This window comes from Stenotrophomonas sp. SBJS02 (genome assembly GCF_020428325.2).
In the GTDB taxonomy this organism is placed as follows: Bacteria; Pseudomonadota; Gammaproteobacteria; order Xanthomonadales; family Xanthomonadaceae; genus Stenotrophomonas; species Stenotrophomonas africana.
In genome coordinates this window covers 3,545,747-3,562,628 of sequence record NZ_CP109812.1, presented here as the reverse complement: position 1 = coordinate 3,562,628, position 16,882 = coordinate 3,545,747, and the positions used below count along the sequence as shown (strand labels likewise).

Annotated in this window: 16 protein-coding genes; 14 read left to right on the top strand and 2 right to left on the bottom strand. The window is 67.0% G+C overall.

The features are described 5' to 3' along the window. Positions 1–186: 186 nt before the first annotated feature. On the bottom strand, positions 187–2,250 hold the full coding sequence (locus FQS62_RS16560; protein WP_208043716.1) for a 3-hydroxyacyl-CoA dehydrogenase NAD-binding domain-containing protein: 2,064 nt from the start codon (positions 2,248–2,250) through the stop codon (positions 187–189). Between the two features lie 235 nt (positions 2,251–2,485). Between FQS62_RS16560 and rpoE the strand changes: the two genes are divergently transcribed. The 9 genes from rpoE to recO all read left to right on the top strand — a co-directional run bounded on the left by rpoE (position 2,486) and on the right by recO (position 11,150). Then, positions 2,486–3,106 carry an RNA polymerase sigma factor RpoE gene (gene rpoE, locus FQS62_RS16555; RefSeq protein ID WP_010482816.1) on the top strand — a complete coding sequence of 207 codons (621 nt, stop codon included), beginning with the start codon at positions 2,486–2,488 and terminating at the stop codon, positions 3,104–3,106. Then, positions 3,103–3,984, top strand: a complete 882-nt coding sequence (locus FQS62_RS16550; RefSeq protein ID WP_268921950.1) for a sigma-E factor negative regulatory protein — start codon at positions 3,103–3,105, stop codon at positions 3,982–3,984. The genes rpoE and FQS62_RS16550 overlap by 4 nt, the downstream gene beginning before the upstream one ends. Before the next feature lie 73 nt (positions 3,985–4,057). After that, positions 4,058–5,590 carry a DegQ family serine endoprotease gene (locus tag FQS62_RS16545; protein ID WP_208043718.1) on the top strand — a complete coding sequence of 511 codons (1,533 nt, stop codon included), beginning with the start codon at positions 4,058–4,060 and terminating at the stop codon, positions 5,588–5,590. Positions 5,591–5,770: 180 nt separating this feature from the next. Further along, entirely contained in the window at positions 5,771–7,564 is a 1,794-nt protein-coding gene (gene lepA / locus FQS62_RS16540; RefSeq protein ID WP_032129849.1) for a translation elongation factor 4, read from the top strand. Positions 7,565–7,618: 54 nt separating this feature from the next. Then, a complete protein-coding gene (lepB, locus tag FQS62_RS16535; RefSeq protein ID WP_049445569.1) occupies positions 7,619–8,413 on the top strand; it encodes a signal peptidase I in 795 nt (264 codons plus the stop codon). 52 nt (positions 8,414–8,465) lie between these two features. Then, positions 8,466–8,849 (top strand): DUF4845 domain-containing protein, encoded by a 384-nt coding sequence (locus FQS62_RS16530; protein ID WP_010482821.1) that lies wholly within the window; start codon positions 8,466–8,468, stop codon positions 8,847–8,849. Beyond that, complete coding sequence (rnc, locus tag FQS62_RS16525) at positions 8,839–9,519, top strand: ribonuclease III (protein ID WP_032129847.1); 681 nt, start codon at positions 8,839–8,841, stop codon at positions 9,517–9,519. Before FQS62_RS16530 ends, rnc begins: the two co-directional genes overlap by 11 nt. Next, positions 9,516–10,412 carry a GTPase Era gene (era, locus tag FQS62_RS16520; RefSeq protein ID WP_010482823.1) on the top strand — a complete coding sequence of 299 codons (897 nt, stop codon included), beginning with the start codon at positions 9,516–9,518 and terminating at the stop codon, positions 10,410–10,412. Before rnc ends, era begins: the two co-directional genes overlap by 4 nt. 18 nt (positions 10,413–10,430) lie before the next feature. Next, positions 10,431–11,150 (top strand): DNA repair protein RecO, encoded by a 720-nt coding sequence (gene recO / locus FQS62_RS16515; protein ID WP_057499688.1) that lies wholly within the window; start codon positions 10,431–10,433, stop codon positions 11,148–11,150. Positions 11,151–11,629: 479 nt separating this feature from the next. Here recO and FQS62_RS16510 read toward each other — a convergent pair whose 3' ends face one another. Next, positions 11,630–12,358 carry a response regulator gene (locus FQS62_RS16510; RefSeq protein WP_049444940.1) on the bottom strand — a complete coding sequence of 243 codons (729 nt, stop codon included), beginning with the start codon at positions 12,356–12,358 and terminating at the stop codon, positions 11,630–11,632. 128 nt (positions 12,359–12,486) lie between these two features. Between FQS62_RS16510 and rlmD the strand changes: the two genes are divergently transcribed. The 5 genes from rlmD (at position 12,487) to FQS62_RS16485 (ending at position 16,873) form a co-directional block, all read left to right on the top strand. Further along, positions 12,487–13,821, top strand: coding sequence for a 23S rRNA (uracil(1939)-C(5))-methyltransferase RlmD (gene rlmD / locus FQS62_RS16505; RefSeq protein ID WP_208043719.1), 1,335 nt, complete (start codon positions 12,487–12,489; stop codon positions 13,819–13,821). A gap of 33 nt (positions 13,822–13,854) precedes the next feature. Beyond that, positions 13,855–14,340: a CYTH domain-containing protein gene (locus FQS62_RS16500; RefSeq protein WP_049444912.1), complete on the top strand. Its 486-nt coding sequence runs from the start codon at positions 13,855–13,857 to the stop codon at positions 14,338–14,340. 113 nt (positions 14,341–14,453) lie between these two features. Next, positions 14,454–15,149, top strand: a complete 696-nt coding sequence (locus FQS62_RS16495) for a DsbA family oxidoreductase (protein WP_208043720.1) — start codon at positions 14,454–14,456, stop codon at positions 15,147–15,149. 162 nt (positions 15,150–15,311) lie between these two features. Then, positions 15,312–16,319 (top strand): beta-N-acetylhexosaminidase, encoded by a 1,008-nt coding sequence (gene nagZ / locus FQS62_RS16490; protein WP_049444916.1) that lies wholly within the window; start codon positions 15,312–15,314, stop codon positions 16,317–16,319. Next, positions 16,319–16,873 (top strand): hypoxanthine-guanine phosphoribosyltransferase, encoded by a 555-nt coding sequence (locus FQS62_RS16485; protein ID WP_005410592.1) that lies wholly within the window; start codon positions 16,319–16,321, stop codon positions 16,871–16,873. Before nagZ ends, FQS62_RS16485 begins: the two co-directional genes overlap by 1 nt. Positions 16,874–16,882 lie beyond the last annotated feature (9 nt).

Below are 16,882 nucleotides of genomic sequence, written 5' to 3'. Positions count from 1 at the left end.
CGGGTTGCGGGGTGTCCGCGGCATGGATGCCGCGGCCAAGCCCCCAAGGACGGGTTTACGGCGTCCCCGCAACCCGACACCGCCCCGCCCAACAAACAGAAAAGCCAGAGCCGCTTTGGCTCTGGCTTCTGCTGTGGAACTTGACGTTGCCTCTGCGGGTGCGGGCCGCAGGCCCGGCCGATAAACTCAAACCACTGGTTCGCGCAGGGCGGGGTTGTCCCAGCCGGGGCGCGGGGCGAAACGGTCGCCATGGCGCTGCTGCAATGCCTTCAACCGCTCGACGATCGCATCGGCACCGACCGCACGGATGTGCTGGATCGGACCACCGCGGAACGGCGCGAAGCCGGTGCCGAAGATCACGCCGGCATCCAGCAGGTCCGCGTCGGCCACCACGCCTTCGTGCAGGCAGGCCACCGCTTCGTTCAACAGCGGCAGGATCAGGCGGTCCTCCAGATCGGCCGGGGCCTGATAATCGCTGGCCACGTCCGGCTTCTTCGGCTTGCCGTTTTCCCAGGTGTAGATGCCCTGGCCATCCTTCTTGCCACGCTTGTCCGGTTCCACCGTCTGCAGCGCGGCCGGAATCTGCAGGCCCAGGAACGGCGCCAGTTCGCGGCCGACGCCGGCGGCCACGTCCAGGCCCACGGTGTCGATCAGTTCGATCGGGCCCATCGGCATGCCGAATTTCACTGCGGCCTTGTCGATCACCGGGCCCGGAATGCCCTCGGCATACGCGGTGGCGGCTTCCAGCATGTACGGGAACAGCACGCGGTTGACCAGGAAGCCCGGGCTGCCGGCCACCGGCACCGGGAACTTGCCCAGCGCCTTGCAGAACGCGGCCAGACGGCGCTCGGTCTCCGGCGCCATGCCGTCGTGGTGGATGATTTCCACCAGCGGCATCTGCGCGACCGGGTTGAAGTAATGCAGGCCAGCGAACTGTGCCGGGCGCTGGATATGGTCGCGCAGTTCCACCAGCGGAATCGACGAAGTATTGGTGGTCAGCAGCGCGTCCTGCTTCATCTTCGGTTCCAGCGTCTGGTACAGCGCACGCTTGGCTTCCGGGTTCTCGATGATCGCTTCGATCACCAGGTCGGCCTCGGCCACGCCGTTGCCTTCCAGATCGGCACGCAGGCGCGCGGCCACGGCGGGGCGCTTGCTCTCGTCACGCACCTTTTTGGCGAACAGTGCCTGCGCGCGTTCCATGGCCGGGTCGATGAAGCGCTGCTCACGATCCTGCAGAGTCACTTCGAAGCCCTTGTAGGCGGCCCACGCGGCGATGTCGCCGCCCATCACGCCGGCGCCCACCACGTGCACATGGCGGATGCCGGAATCGCCGCCACCGAGGCCCTTCAGGCGCTCGGTCAGGAAGAAGATGCGGATCAGGTTGCGCGCGGTCGGTGTACTGGCCAGCTTCACCACCGCGCGCCGTTCGGCGTCGAGGCGGGCCTGGATCGGCTTGCCGCCGCTGCGCTGCCAGGTGCTAATCAGCGCGTACGGCGCCGGATACTGGTCCTTCTTGGCCTTGCGTGCGACCTGCTTGACCATCTGCGGCGCCAGCAGCGTGCGTGCCAGCCAGGTGTTGGTGGCCCAGGCCGTCGCGCGCTGCTTGAACGGGCGCGTAGCGCCGGACAGGGCCAGCGCCACGGCGGTGTCGAGCACCACCGCCGGCGCCACCACCTTGTCGACCAGGCCGATGCCGCGCGCGGCCGAGGCCGACAGGGTGCGGCCAGTCAGCATCATGTCCATCGCCGCCGGTGCGCCCACCAGCTGCGGCAGTCGCGCGCTGCCGCCCCAGCCCGGGAAGATGCCCAGCTGGGTCTCCGGCAGGCCGATGCGGGTGCTGCTGTCATTGGAGGCCACGCGGTAGCGGCAGGCCAGCGCCAGCTCGGTGCCGCCGCCCAGGCAGTGGCCGTGGATGGCCGCCACGGTCGGGCAGGGCAGCTCGGCCAGCTTCTGGTAAGTGGCCTGGCCACGACGGATAGCGTCGTTGACGGTGCCGCGGCGGTCGAACTCCTGAAACTCCTTCAGGTCCGCACCGGCAATGAAGCCGGCCTTTTTCAGCGACTGGATCACCACGCCCTTGGGCGGGTCCAGTGCAATGCGCTCCAGCAGGTCGCCCAGTTCCAGCAGCACATCCTGCGACATGGCATTGACGCTGCTGTCCTGACGATCCAGGGAGAGAACCACCACGCCGTCGTCGCGGATCTCGGGGTGCCAGTGGCTGAAGCGGAGACCATCGAAGCCTGAGAGCATGGACGTTCCATCCGGTTGTGTATGGAGAAGCGGCTATGATCCAGAGGTTGTTTCCCCCGCGTCAAATCCCAATAGCAGGGGAGTGGCGACCCCGGATCCATGGCCGTGGACCGGAACGCTAACGGAACGGTGGTTAAAAGCTGGTGCGGCGCCAAGTGATCGGCGACTGAACTTTTCCCGGGATTGGCAGTCTCATTGCCCGACGTCGGTTGGGCTGACAGGAGTGCGGCCCCTCATGGCCGATGTTGATACACCTCAGGAGCTGGATCTGGAACTGGTCCGGCGCGTGCAGCACGGCGAGAGCGCCGCGTTCGATGTCCTGGTGCGCAAGTACCAGCATCGCGTGGTGGCCCTGGTCGGTCGCTACATCGCCGACTGGAGCGAATGTCAGGACGTCGCCCAGGACACTTTCATCCGTGCCTACCGCGCGATCGGAAGTTTCCGTGGCGATGCCCAGTTCTCAACCTGGTTGCATCGAATCGCCGTGAATACCGCCAAAAACTACCTGGCTTCACACAATCGCCGACCGCCGACCGATGACATCGACATCGGTGATGCCGAACAGTTCGACAGCGGGACGCGCCTGCGCGACACCGACACGCCCGAACGCGAGTTGATGCGCCAGGAACTGGAACAGACGGTGATGAAGGCCGTCAACGCGCTGCCGGAAGAGCTCCGGTTGGCGATCACCCTGCGCGAGGTGGAAGGCCTGAGTTACGAGGATATCGCGCAGAAAATGGGGTGCCCGATCGGCACCGTGCGTTCACGGATCTTCCGGGCGCGCGAGGCGATCGACACCGAACTCCGGCCGCTGTTGGACATCGGCAGCGCCACCCGTGAGAAGAGCCGCGTATGACCAGTAATCCGTTCAACGAATCGCAGAACCACCAATCGCCCGCCGGGCAGCGCCTGGACCAGCGCCACCGCGAACAGCTGTCGGCCCTGGTCGATGGCGAGCTGGGTGCCGATGAGGCGCGCTTCCTGCTGCGTCGCATGGAACACGATCCCGAACTGGCGGGTTGCCAGGAACGTTGGCAGCTGCTGGGCGATGTGATGCGCGGGCAGGCCCCGGCGCTGGCACCGGCCGGATTCAGTGCTGCCGTGGCTGCCGCCATCGCGGCCGAACCCGCACCACAGGCCGAGCCGCGCCGCCAGGTACGTCGTACGCGCTGGCGAGCGTGGGGCGGTGGTGCCGCCCTGGCCGCGTCGGTTGCCGCCGTCGCGCTGTTCATCGGCGGCGAGAAACTGAAGGAGTCCACGCCGGGTGAACCGCTGGCGCCGCAGGTGATCGCCAGCCAGGCGGAATTGGCGCCGGCACCGGCCACCCCGGCGACGGTCACCGAAGCGTCGGTGGATACCGCGGCAATGGCTGTGGCAGCGGCGCCGGCCGTGGCGATGGCTGCCTCCAGCCGCCGCCAGGACGCCCGCCGTGCCAGCGCTACGCGCACCCAGCAGGCCGGGCGTGCCGCGCAGCGCGATGAGGCCCCGCAACGGGCCATCGCCGCAGCGCCGGCGCCGTTGACCCCGACCGTGCCGGCCAGCGCCAGCCGCAACCTGCCGTTCGGCGAGGTGGGCGGCCTGCAGGCCCGGCCGTGGCCGCGTTCCAGCCTGGCGCCCGCTGCCGGTGGCGCACTCAATGCCAGCTTCCCGACCCATGCCGGCGGCGCGGCGTTCTATCCGTTCGAGCCGCGCCTGCAGGACGACCGGCCGGTGCCGCCGCGCCCGCGCGACTGAGCCGGGCGCTTTCACGCCCGCCGTCGGCGGGGCCCGTATTCCTCTTTCCATCCGATCCGGAGGTTGCCGTCCGATGACTCCCCGACTCCGCACGCAGGCCATGGGTCTGCTGGCCCTGACCCTTCCCCTGGTGGCCTGCGCACAGGCCCCCGCGCCTGTCGCGCAGACCCAGCCTGCGCCAGCTGCAGCAGCGCGGGCGCCGGCACAGCCGCTGGTCAGTGGCCTGCCCGACTTCACCAACTTGGTCGAACAGGTCGGCCCGGGCGTGGTCAATGTCGACACCACCATCGTCCGCAACAACCGCCAGGCCGCGCGCGGCCCGATGAGCGACGATGACATGCCGGAGTTCTTCCGCCGCTTCTTCGGCCCGGACTTCCCGATGCCGGGGCAGGGTCCGGGTGGCCAGGACGGTGGTCCCAGCATCAAGGGCCGCGGCATGGGCTCGGGCTTCATCATTTCGCCCGACGGCTATGTGCTGACCAACTACCACGTGGTGGCCGATGCCAGCGAGGTGAAGGTCAAGCTGGGCGACAGCCGCGAGTTCAAGGCGAAGGTGGTGGGCAGCGACCAGCAATACGACGTGGCCCTGCTGAAGATCGAAGGCAAGAACCTGCCGACCGTGCGCGTGGGAGATTCCAACACGCTGAAGCCCGGCCAGTGGGTCGTCGCAATCGGCTCGCCGTTCGGTCTCGATCATTCGGTCACCGCCGGCATCGTCAGCGCACTGGGACGCAGCACCGGTGGTGCTGACCAGCGCTATGTGCCGTTCATCCAGACTGACGTGGCGATCAACCAGGGCAACTCCGGCGGTCCGCTGCTGAACACCCGTGGCGAAGTGGTCGGCATCAACTCGCAGATCTTCTCCGCCTCCGGCGGCTACATGGGCATCAGCTTCGCGATCCCGATCGACCTGGCGATGAGCGCGGTCGAGCAGATCAAGAAGAGCGGCAAGGTCACCCGTGGCCAGCTCGGCGCGGTGGTTGAACCGATCGATTCGCTGAAGGCACAGGGCCTGGGGCTGCCGGACAGCCGTGGCGCGCTGGTCAACCAGATCGTGCCCGGCAGTGCGGCCGAGAAGGCCGGCGTGCAGATCGGCGACGTGGTGCGCTCGGTCAATGGCAGCCCGGTCAACAGCTGGTCCGACCTGCCGCCGCTGATCGGCGCGATGGCGCCGGGCAGCCGGGTCACCCTGGGTGTGATCCGCGACGGCAAGCCCCGTGACCTCAGCGCCACGCTGACCGCACTGAGCGACGACGGCCAGGGCAACGCTCGCGCGGCGGCCACGGCCAAGCCCGATGCGGCACCGCAGGCCGGCGCCAATGCCCTGCTGGGCCTGGACGTCAGCGACCTGACCGCACCGCAGCGCAAGCAGTTCGGCCTGGACGGCAACGAGGGCGTGCGCATCACCGGGGTCAAGGGCCAGGCGGCGCGTGATGCCGGCCTGTCGCCGGGCATGGTGATCCTGCAGGTCGGCCGCACTCCGGTCGGCAGTGTGGATGGCCTGAACCGCGCGCTGTCCGGTTACAAGAAGGACGACGTGGTGATGCTGCTGGTGCGTACCGGCAATGGCAACAGCGCGTTCGTGGCTGTGAAGGCCGGCCAGTAAGTCCTGCCCGGGCCGGTCCGGCGGCCCCGCCGATCACCCCGAAGCCCCGCCCCGGCGGGGCTTCGGCCATTCCGGGCCCGGCTCGATGAGGCCGTTTTCGCGGCGGGGCGCCGGGCGTGCGATAATCGACCGTTACCCTGACGACGCCGCGCGCCGCCGCCACCTATGTCTTCTGATTCGATGCGGAACATCCGCAACTTCTCCATCATCGCCCATGTCGACCACGGCAAGTCCACGCTGGCCGACCGCATCATCCAGCTCTGTGGTGGCCTGCAGGCCCGCGAGATGGAAGCGCAGGTGCTCGACTCCAACCCCATCGAGCGCGAGCGTGGCATCACGATCAAGGCGCAGTCGGTGTCGCTGCCGTACCTGGCCAAGGACGGGCAGACCTACCATCTGAACTTCATCGACACCCCGGGCCACGTCGACTTCTCCTATGAAGTCAGCCGCTCGCTGGCCGCCTGCGAAGGCGCGCTGCTGGTGGTCGATGCGGCCCAGGGCGTGGAAGCGCAGTCGGTGGCCAACTGCTACACCGCCGTGGAGCAGGGCCTGGAAGTGGTGCCGGTGATCAACAAGATCGACCTGCCCACCGCCGACATCGAGCGCGCCAAGGCCGAAATCGAGGCCGTGATCGGCATCGACGCCTCCGACGCCGTGCCGGTCAGTGCCAAGACCGGCCTGAACGTGCAGGACGTGCTGGAAGCGATCGTGCATCGCATCCCGCCGCCGAAGCCGCGCGACACCGACAAGCTGCAGGCGCTGATCATCGACTCCTGGTTCGACAACTACCTGGGCGTGGTCTCGCTGGTGCGCGTGATGCAGGGCGAGATCAAGGCCGGTGACAAGCTGCAGGTGATGTCCACCGGCCGCAACCACCAGGTCGACAACGTCGGCGTGTTCACCCCGAAGCGCAAGGTGCTGCCGGCGCTGCGTGCAGGTGAAGTGGGCTGGGTCACCGCCAGCATCAAGGACGTGCATGGTGCGCCGGTCGGCGACACCCTGACCCTGGCCGGCGACCCGGCACCGAAGCCGCTGCCGGGCTTCCAGGAAATGCAGCCGCGCGTGTTCGCCGGCCTGTTTCCGGTTGATGCCGAGGACTACCCGGACCTGCGCGAAGCACTGGACAAACTGCGCCTGAACGATGCCGCGCTGCGTTTCGAGCCGGAAAGCTCCGAGGCGATGGGCTTCGGTTTCCGCTGCGGCTTCCTCGGCATGCTGCACATGGAAATCGTGCAGGAGCGCCTGGAGCGCGAATACAACCTGGACCTGATCAGCACCGCGCCGACGGTGGTGTATGAAGTCCTGAAGACCGATGGCTCGATCATCAACATGGACAACCCGGCCAAGCTGCCGCCGGTGAACCAGGTCGAAGAGATCCGCGAGCCGATCATCCGTGCCAACGTGCTCACCCCCGAGGAGTACATCGGCAACATCATCAAGCTGTGCGAAGAAAAGCGCGGCAGCCAGATCGGCATCAACTACCTGGGCAGCCAGGTGCAGATCAGCTACGAACTGCCGATGGCCGAGGTGGTGCTGGACTTCTTCGACAAGCTGAAGTCGGTCAGCCGTGGCTATGCCTCGCTGGACTACCACTTCGTGCGCTTCGACGCCGGTCCGTTCGTGCGCGTGGACGTGCTGATCAACGGCGACAAGGTCGATGCGCTGTCGCTGATCGTGCACCGCAGCCATGCCGACCGCCGCGGCCGCGAGCTGTGCGAGAAGATGAAGGACCTGATCCCGCGCCAGATGTTCGACGTGGCCATCCAGGCCGCCGTCGGCTCGCAGATCATCGCCCGCACCACGGTCAAGGCGATGCGCAAGAACGTGCTGGCCAAGTGCTATGGTGGCGACGTTTCGCGCAAGAAGAAGCTTCTGGAAAAGCAGAAGGAAGGCAAGAAGCGCATGAAGCAGGTCGGCCGTGTGGAGATCCCGCAGGAAGCGTTCCTGGCCGTGCTGCAGATGGACAACAAGTAAGCCCGCACCGGCCCTGCGGGGCCGGTCGTCTGGTGACGTTGCAAAGGACCCTGAATGAAACTGTTTGAGATCCTCCTGGTCGTGCTGACCCTGGCCTCGGGCCTGATCCTGCTTGGCGAGAAGCTGTACTTCGCCAAGCGTCGCGCCCAGCGCGCGGGCCTGCTCGATTCCGAGCCTGTGCTGGTGGACTACTCGCGTGCGTTCTTCCCGGTGCTGGCGATCGTGCTGATCGTGCGCAGTTTCATCGCCGAGCCGTACAAGATTCCGTCCAGCTCGATGATGCCGAACCTGTTGATCGGTGATTTCATCCTGGTCAACAAGTTCTCCTACGGCCTGCGCCTGCCGATCAGCAACACCAAGATCGTGCCGTTTGGCGAGCCGTCGCGTGGCGATGTGGTGGTGTTCCACTTCCCCGGCCATAGCGACAACGACCCGGCAAAGGGCGAGAACTTCATCAAGCGCGTGATCGGCGTGCCGGGTGACACCGTGGTCTTCGAAGGCGACGGCATGATCCTCAACGGCGAACCGCTGAAGTACGACAACAAGGGCATCTACGCCGGCCACAAGGGCCAGGGCGAGGGCGCCAACCTGCTGGTCGAGCACCTGCCGGGCCGTACCCACACCGTGCTGGAGACCGACTACCCGCGTGGCCAGGGCCAGTGGACCGTGCCGGCCGGCAAGTACCTGGTGATGGGCGACAACCGTGACAACAGCGACGATGGCCGTTTCTGGGGCCTGCTGCCGGAAGAGAACCTGCGCGGCAAGGCCTTCCTGATCTGGCTGAACTGCCAGGGCTGGTTCTGCAAGGATGGCTTCGAGCCGTCGCGGATCGGCTCGAGCATCAACTGATCGGGCATCAACCGGGTAATTTCACATCCAACGCGTATCTGGGGAGAACGCAATGAAGACGATGAACACGCAGCGTGGCATGACCCTGACCTCGTTCCTGACGGTCCTGATCGTGGTTGGTTTCTTCCTCTACATCGGCATGAAGCTGTTCCCGATGTACCAGGAGTACTACGCGGTGCGCTCGGCAATGAAGAGCCTGGCCAACGAGCCGGGTGTGGGCAGCATGGAGCCGGCGCGGATCCAGGACCTGTTCTTCAAGCGCCTGTACATCAACTATTCGGACAACGTGAAGCCGGCCAACGTGAAGTTCGACCGTCGCGACAATGGCTGGACGCTCAAGGTCAACTATGAAGTGCGCCGTCAGCTGATCGGCAACCTCGATGTGGTTGGCAAATTCGATTCCTCCCAGGACCTGACACGAAGCGGTGCCCAGTAAATTCATCCAACGTGGCGACCTGATCGGTCATGCCTTCAGCGACCCGGCCCTGCTCAAGCAGGCGCTGACGCATCGCAGTGCCGGTGCGCCGCATAACGAGCGCCTGGAGTTCCTCGGTGACAGCATCGTCAACATGATGGCGGCCGAGGCGTTGTACCGACGCTGGCCCAAGGCTGACGAAGGCGCGATGACCCGCGCCCGTGCCGAGCTGGTGCGAGAAGGCGCGCTGGCGGTGATCGGGCGCACTCTGGAACTGGGCGAGCGGCTGACCCTGGGCCCGGGCGAAATGAAGTCCGGCGGTCATCGCCGCGACTCGATCCTGGCCGACGCGGTGGAAGCCGTGGTGGCCGCGATCTACCTGGATGCCGGCTTCGAGGCCTGCCGGGCGGTGGTACTGCCCTGGTTCAGCGCGTCGATCGAGGCACTGCCGGCCTCCGGCCGGCCCGAGAAAGATCCCAAGACCCGCCTGCAGGAATGGCTGCAGGCCCGACAGAAGGCGTTGCCGCAGTATGAACTGGTGTCAGAATCCGGTGACGACCACGCCAAGCACTTCCGGGTACGCTGCAACGTAGCCGACCCGGCCGCCAGCACCGAGGGCGAAGGCGCCTCGCGGCGGCTTGCCGAACAACAGGCGGCTGCGGCCGTCCTAGAACAACTGGATTCCAAGTGAGCGAACAAACTTCCCATCATTGCGGCAGCGTGGCCGTCATCGGCCGCCCGAACGTGGGCAAATCGACCCTGACCAATGCCCTGGTCGGCGCCAAGGTCAGCATCGTTTCCAACCGACCGCAGACCACGCGCCATCGCCTGCTGGGCATCGCCACCTATCCGGAAGGCCAGCTGGTGCTGGTCGACACCCCCGGCCTGCACAAGGTGCAGAAGCGGGCGATGAACCGGGTGATGAACCGCGCCGCACGCGGCTCGCTGGAAGGCGTCGATGCTGGCCTGCTGGTGATCGAAGCCGGTCGCTGGGACGAAGAAGACAGCCTGGCCTTCAATGTACTGCGCGACGCCGGTATCCCGGTGGTGCTGGTGGTCAACAAGATCGACCGGCTGAAGGACAAGGGCGCGCTGCTGCCGTTCCTGCAGGAAGTCACGGCCGGCCGCGATTTCTCGTCCGTGCATCCAATCTCGGCGCAGAAGCGCAACGGCCTGGAAGCACTGGTACGCGACGTACTGGCGCTGTTGCCGGAAGCGCCGCCGATGTTCGGTGAAGACGAGATCACCGACCGCAGCCAGCGTTTCCTGGCCGGCGAACTGGTGCGTGAGCAGCTGATGCGCCAGCTTGGCGAGGAACTGCCGTACGCCACCACCGTGGAAATCGAGCGCTTCACCGAAGATGGCAACCTGCTGCGCATCGGTGCGGTGATCTGGGTCGAGCGCGAGGGCCAGAAGGCGATCGTGATCGGCAAGGGCGGCACCCGGCTGAAGGAGATCGGTGCCAAGTCCCGCCTGCAGATGGAACGTCTGTTCGGGGCCAAAGTGTTCCTGGAGACCTGGGTGCGCGTGCGTGAAGGCTGGTCTGACGACGAGGCCGCGCTGAAGGCCTTCGGTTACGAGTAAGCCGTCGCGGTCGCTTCGATGATGATCGAGGACGACACCGGTTTCGTGCTGCACGCACGGGCCTACCGCGAGACCAGCCTGCTGGTCGAAGTGTTGAGCGCGCAGCATGGCCGCATTGGCCTGCTTGCGCGTGGCGTGTCCACGGCCAAGGGCCAGGTGCTGCGCGCGGCCCTGCAGCCGCTGCAGTGGATCCGCTTCAGTGCCCTGCAGCGGGGGGAACTGGCCCAGCTGCGCGGCGCGGAAGCACTGGACGCGGCCCCACGCCTGGTCGGCCAGGCGATGCTGGCCGGCTTCTACCTGAGTGAACTGACCCTGCGCCTGGCCCCGCGCCAGGACCCGTTGCCCGAGTTGTACCTGGCCTACGGCGAAGCGCGTGCGCGGCTGGCCGTGGGCGCCGGCCTGGCCTGGACGCTGCGTCGCTTCGAACGCGAGCTGCTGTCCGCGCTGGGCCTGGGTTTCGATCTGGACAGCGCGAGCGACGGACAGCCGATCGACCCGGCCGCGCGCTATGAACTGGACCCGCAGGAAGGCGCGCAACGCCTGCTGAGCGAGCGCGGTGGGGAACGCCGGGCGGCCGCCACTGGCTCGGCGCTGCTGGCGCTGGCGGCGGACGAAGAGCCCGGTGCGGCCGACCTGGCCAGCCTGCGTCTGCCGATGCGGCGGGTGCTGGCCCATCACCTCGGGCCGCGCGGGCTGAAATCCTGGGAAATGCTCGAGCAGCTCGCACCCCGCAGGTAGGGGGTGTTCGGCAGGGGTTGCAGCCCTGCACCTGCCGAATCAACGTCAACGTCAACGGCAGAAGCTGGCTATCCGTGGGGAGGCGGGGTGGGTCCGGTTGAGGGGGGCGCTGCAAGTACGTCCATGTAAGCTCGGTCGCCGCATCCATGCGGCTCACGCCCCCTCAACCGGACCCACCCCGCCTTCGACAGATTCTTGCGAGCTGTTGGATCTGACCCCAGTTTGAATTTCGATATCTGACAGATGTGTCGACCAAGGTCGACACCTACCAACAGCCGAGTGAACCTGTCGAAGGCGGGGCGGTATCGGAGTGCGGGGTGTCAGCCGCATGGATGCGGCTGCCAAGCCCCCATGGACGGGTTTACGGCGCCCCCGCACTCCGATACCGCCCCGCCACCCACGGAATGCCAGCTTTTGCTTTTGCTGTTGCCTTGGCTTGAAGCCTCTGCGGGTGCAGGGCGCAGCCCTGCCGAAAACCCTCAATGCAGCAGGGCCGCCACCGCGTCGCGGAACCCATCCTGGGCCTGCCCGGACTCGGGCGCATGATGCAACTGGCGCACCGCACGGGCCAAGCGTGCCGCACCCACGAAACCACAGCTCGCCTGCAGCCGATGCAACTGGCTGCGCAGCTGGCGCTCGTCATGCTGGTCCACCGCCTGCTCGACCGCGTCGCGTACGCCCGGCAGCTCGGCCAGGAACAGCTCGCGCAGCGCGATCAGGTGGTTGCGCTGGCCATTCAGCGCAGCCAGCGCCGCCGTCTCGTCCCAGTCCTGTACCTGCAGCTCGACCGCGGCCGGCGCCTGGGCCATGACGATCCCGGCCGGACTGTTGACCAGTGCGCGGCGCACCGCCTTCAGCAGCTGGTCGCGCCCGAGCGGCTTGACCAGCGTGTCGCTGAAGCCGGCCTCGCGCAGGCGTGCGTGGATCGAGGTATCGCCGTCGGCGGTATGCGCCAACGCCGGGGTATCGGGGTGTGAACGGCGCAGCTCGCGCAGCAGCTGCGCGCCATTGCCGTCGGGTAGATTGACGTCGATCAGCCACAGGTCATGCGCGCCGGGCTCGGCGCTCGCCAGCGCACTGGCCAGTGAATCTGCGGTGTCCACGTCCGCCGGTAACGTTTCCAACGCCGCTTTGAAAAAACCGCGGCTGATGATGTCGTCCTCGACAAGCAGGAAGCGGGGCCGGCTGGCCCGCGGGGTCATCTGCATCAGGGCTGCCTCCATGTCAGCTGACCCCAATCATCAAGCACGGCGGCGGCGGGCGCAAGCGGGTCCGGACCCTGCCGGTCAGGATCTGCGACAATACGCCCCCATTTTTGCCCGCAGCCTGTTGCCACGTGGCCCGATCCCGCTCCCGCACCGACCGTACCCCGTTCCAGACCGAGATCCTCGACCTCAGCCATGATGGTCGCGGCGTCGCCCGCCGTGAAGGCGAGGGCGGCAAGGTCACCTTCGTCAGCGGCGCCCTGCCGGGTGAAGTGGTCAGGGCCGAACAGACCGCCCGCAGCCGCCATTTCGACGAAGCGCGCACGGTGGAAGTGCTGCAGGCCTCGCCGCAGCGCGTGACCCCGAAGTGCCCGCACTTCGGCACCTGTGCCGGCTGCGTGCTGCAGCACCTGGATGAAGACCAGCAGATCGTGGCCAAGCAGCGCGTGCTGATGGACAACCTGGAGCGCATCGGCCACGTGAAGCCGGGTACCGTGCTGGCGCCGCTGGTCGGCGAGAGCTGGGGCTACCGGCGCAAGGGCCGCTTCTCGGTGCGTCGGGTCGAGAAGAAGGACAAGACCCTGGTCGGTTTCCGTGAACAGGATCCGCGTTTCGTCGCCGACCTCAGCCAGTGCCTGACCGTGATCCCGGAGATCGGCACCAAGGTCGAGGCGCTGTCCACCTTCATCGAATCGCTTGATGGCAAGCGCGATATCCCGCAGATCGAGTTCATTGCCGGCGACCAGGCCGTGGTCCTGACCGTGCGGCACCTGCAGCCGCTCAGCGACGCCGATCGTGCGGCCTGGGCCGCCTTCGGCCAGCAGCACGGCTTCGTGATCTACCTGCAGTCCGGTGGCGTGGACACCGTGCAGCCGCTGGACGGGCAGGGTGTGCCGCTGTCGTTCCGGCTTGCGCCGTGGGATGTAGAGCTGGCGTTCCGTCCGCTGGACTTCATCCAGGTCAACGCCAAGCTCAACGAGAAGATGATCGCCCACGCCCTGGACCTCCTGGAACCGGGTGAGGACGAGCGCGTGCTGGACCTGTTCTGCGGCCTGGGCAACTTCACCCTGCCGCTGGCCCGTCGCGTGCGCGAAGTGGTCGGTGTGGAAGGTGATGCCGGCCTCGTCGCGCGTGCCCGTGAGAATGCCGAGCGCAATGGCCTGGCCAACGCGCAGTTCTTCAGCGCCGACCTCACCCAGGACCAGCGCAGCACCCCCTGGATGCGCCAGGGCTTCGACAAGCTGCTGCTGGACCCGCCGCGCTCGGGCGCGATCGAAGTACTGCAGCAGCTGCCGCTGAAGCAGTTCAAGCGGATCGTCTACGTCAGCTGTCATCCGGGCTCGCTGGCACGCGATGCCGGCTATCTGGTCAACGAACAGGGCTTCACCCTGGTCAGTGCCGGTGCCATGGACATGTTCCCGCACACCGCACACGTGGAAAGCATCGCGGTGTTCGAGAAGCGCTGATCGGCTGTCATGCCCATCGCGCATAATGGCGCGATGGGCATCGAAATCGAACGCAAATTCCTCGTCAGCAGTGATGGCTGGCGCACCGTCGCGCACCGGGTGATCCCGATGGCGCAGGGCTATATCAACGACATGGGCGCGCTGGATCGCGGCACCCAGAACGCCTCGGTACGCGTGCGCATCGAGGGCGACCACGCCGCGCTGAACCTGAAGTCGCGCACCATCGGCCACACCCGGCAGGAATTCGATTACCCGATTCCGGTGGAGGACGCGCGCGCGCTGCTGGCGTTGTGCGTGGGTGGCCTGATCGACAAGCGCCGCCACCTGGTCGAACACGCCGGCCTGACCTGGGAAGTGGACGAGTTCCTCGGCGACAACGCCGGCCTGGTCGTGGCCGAGGTCGAGCTCGACAGCGCCGACCAGGTCATCGACCTGCCGGACTGGGTCGGCGCCGAAGTCACTGATGACGCCCGCTACTACAACGTTGCCCTGGCCAGTCATCCGTATTCAGAGTGGTGAGCTCCCAAAAAGGGGACGGAGGGGATTAAGTCGTCTTTACCCCATCTGTGCTGAAAACGACTTAATCCCCTCCGTCCCCTTTTATCGAGGGGCGCGGCCCCCATGTCGGGGGGATGAGAATCGACATCTACTCCGACGTGGTCTGCCCCTGGTGCTGGATTGGCAAGTATCGTTTCCAGCAGGGTGTGCAGTTGCTGGGCGCGGACGCGCCTGAACTCGACATCCATTGGCAGCCGTTCCAGCTGGACCCGGATGCGGACGCCACCCCGGTGCCGCTGCGCGAGGCCTACGTGCGCAAGTTCGGCGGCGTCGAGCGCACCGAGCAGATTCTCGGCCAGACCCAGACCACGGCGCGTGCCGAAGGCCTGCCGATGGACTTCGGCCAGGGCCAGGTGCGGGTGACCACGCTGCCGGCGCACCGGGTGCTGTGGCTGGCCGGCCAGCACGGCGTGCAGGATGCGGTCGGCGAAGCGCTGTTCCGCGCCCACTTCGAGCATGGCCAGAACCTGGCGGACAGTACGGTGCTGATCAAGGCCGGTGTGGCGGGCGGCCTGGACGGCGGCGAAATCGCGCAGATGCTGGCCTCCGCCCGCGGTCTGGCCGAGGTCGAAGCCAAGCTGGCGGAGGCCCATGCGCTGGGCATTTCCTCGGTGCCGACCTTCGTCATCGATGGAAAGTGGGCCATTTCCGGGGCACAGCCCCCAGAGGCCTTCGCCAACGCCCTGCGCCAGATCGCGGCCGAACAGGGCGCCCCGGCAGCGTCGGCTGACGGAGACGAGTCCTGCGGCCCGGACGGTTGCAAGGTCTGACCGCCCCGAAAAGGGGACGGAGGGAATCAAGACGTATCCAGCCCGTAGGGGCCTATTGCGGCTTAATCCCCTCCGTCCCCTTCTTCTGACCACTGCGCCTGCCGGCCGGTTCTGCGACAATGCGGCACTGCGCCATGCGGGCGCGCGTTGTGGAGATCGACCATGCTGCTGATCGGCGTTGCCGGCACCGAACTCACCGCCCAGGAGCGCGACTGGCTGCAGCACGATGCCGTGGCCGGGGTGGTGCTGTTCAAGCGCAACTTCGCCTCGCGCCAGCAGGTGACCGATCTGAGCGCAGCGATCCGCGCTGCCGCGCCGCGCCCGCAGCTGATCTGCGTGGACCAGGAAGGCGGCCGCGTGCAGCGTTTCCGCGAGGGCTACAGCGAGCTGCCGCCGTTGCAGGACATCGGGGCGCTGTATGCCACCGATCCGCAGCAGGCACTGGCCCTGGCCGAGCAGCACGCCTGGCTGATGGCCAGCGAAGTGCGTGCCAGCGGCCTGGATCTCAGCTTCGCGCCGGTGGTCGACCTGGGTCGCGGCAACCGCGCCATCGGCAACCGCGCCTTCAGTGAAGACCCGCAGGTGGTGGCCGCGTTCACCGCCGCCTATGTGCGTGGCATGCATGCGGTCGGCATGGCCGCCACGCTCAAGCATTTCCCCGGCCACGGCACCGTGCTGGAAGACACCCACGTGGATACCGCGATCGATCCGCGCGCGCTGGACGAGCTGCGCGCGCAGGACCTGGTGCCATTCCAGGCCGGCATCGCCGCCGGTGCCGATGCCGTGATGATGGCGCACGTGATCTACCCGCAGATTGCGCCTGAACCGGCCGGCTATTCGCCGCGCTGGATCCAGGACATCCTGCGCGGCGAGCTCGGCTTCCGCGGCGTGGTGTTCTCCGATGACATCGGCATGGCCGCCTCGCACAGCGCCGGTGGCGTGCCGGCACGCGTGCACGCGCATCTGGATGCCGGCTGCGACGTGGTGCTGGTCTGCCACCCGGAACTGGTCGATGAAGCCCTGCACGCAGTGCAGGGGCGTTCCCTCAACACTGCTGCGCTGCTGGGCCTACTCGGCCGCGGCGCGCTTGGCTGGGACGGCCTGTTGGCCGATGCCCGCCATGGCGACACCCAATCCCGTCTGCTTGAAACCCTTGGAAGAACCGTCTGATGCCTAACCTCACCATTTCCCAGGCCCTGGCCCAGGCTGACCTGCTGGTCGACCGCCCCACCATCGACAAGGCCATCGCTGGTATCGCCGACGCCATCGCGCGCGATTACAAGGGCGAGGTGCCGCTGTTCCTGTCCATCATGCACGGTGCGCTGCCGTTCGCCGGCCAGCTGGCACTGGAACTGGGCGCGCGCGGCCAGGACGTGCAGTTCGATTACCTGCACGCCACCCGCTACCGTGGCGAAACCACCGGCGGCGACCTGGTCTGGAAGCACAAGCCGGCCACCTCGCTGTTCGGCCGCCGCGTGCTGCTGGTCGACGACATTCTGGACGAGGGCTACACCCTGCAGGGCGTGCGTACCTGGTGCCTGGAACAGGGCGCGACCGATGTGCGCATCGCCGCGATGACGGTGAAGAAGCACGATCGCGCACTGCCGGACGTGACTGCCGACTATGCCGGCATCGAACTGCCGGACCGCTACGTGTTCGGCTTCGGCATGGACGTCAACGAAACCCTGCGCTGCGTGCCGGCCATCTACGCAATGAAGGAATAACGGCGCAGC

What these genes read in the sequence shown, in the direction of transcription:
- FQS62_RS16485 (WP_005410592.1), top strand. Translation starts at nt 16,319, where the DNA reads ATGCCTAACCTCACCATTTCCCAGGCCCTGGCCCAGGCTGACCTGCTG.
- recO (WP_057499688.1), top strand. Translation starts at nt 10,431, where the DNA reads ATGATGATCGAGGACGACACCGGTTTCGTGCTGCACGCACGGGCCTAC.
- rpoE (WP_010482816.1), top strand. Translation starts at nt 2,486, where the DNA reads ATGGCCGATGTTGATACACCTCAGGAGCTGGATCTGGAACTGGTCCGG.
- FQS62_RS16495 (WP_208043720.1), top strand. Translation starts at nt 14,454, where the DNA reads ATGAGAATCGACATCTACTCCGACGTGGTCTGCCCCTGGTGCTGGATT.
- nagZ (WP_049444916.1), top strand. Translation starts at nt 15,312, where the DNA reads ATGCTGCTGATCGGCGTTGCCGGCACCGAACTCACCGCCCAGGAGCGC.
- FQS62_RS16530 (WP_010482821.1), top strand. Translation starts at nt 8,466, where the DNA reads ATGAAGACGATGAACACGCAGCGTGGCATGACCCTGACCTCGTTCCTG.
- FQS62_RS16560 (WP_208043716.1), bottom strand. Translation starts at nt 2,250, where the DNA reads ATGCTCTCAGGCTTCGATGGTCTCCGCTTCAGCCACTGGCACCCCGAG.
- FQS62_RS16545 (WP_208043718.1), top strand. Translation starts at nt 4,058, where the DNA reads ATGACTCCCCGACTCCGCACGCAGGCCATGGGTCTGCTGGCCCTGACC.
- FQS62_RS16550 (WP_268921950.1), top strand. Translation starts at nt 3,103, where the DNA reads ATGACCAGTAATCCGTTCAACGAATCGCAGAACCACCAATCGCCCGCC.
- FQS62_RS16510 (WP_049444940.1), bottom strand. Translation starts at nt 12,358, where the DNA reads ATGCAGATGACCCCGCGGGCCAGCCGGCCCCGCTTCCTGCTTGTCGAG.
- lepB (WP_049445569.1), top strand. Translation starts at nt 7,619, where the DNA reads ATGAAACTGTTTGAGATCCTCCTGGTCGTGCTGACCCTGGCCTCGGGC.
- FQS62_RS16500 (WP_049444912.1), top strand. Translation starts at nt 13,855, where the DNA reads ATGGGCATCGAAATCGAACGCAAATTCCTCGTCAGCAGTGATGGCTGG.
- lepA (WP_032129849.1), top strand. Translation starts at nt 5,771, where the DNA reads ATGCGGAACATCCGCAACTTCTCCATCATCGCCCATGTCGACCACGGC.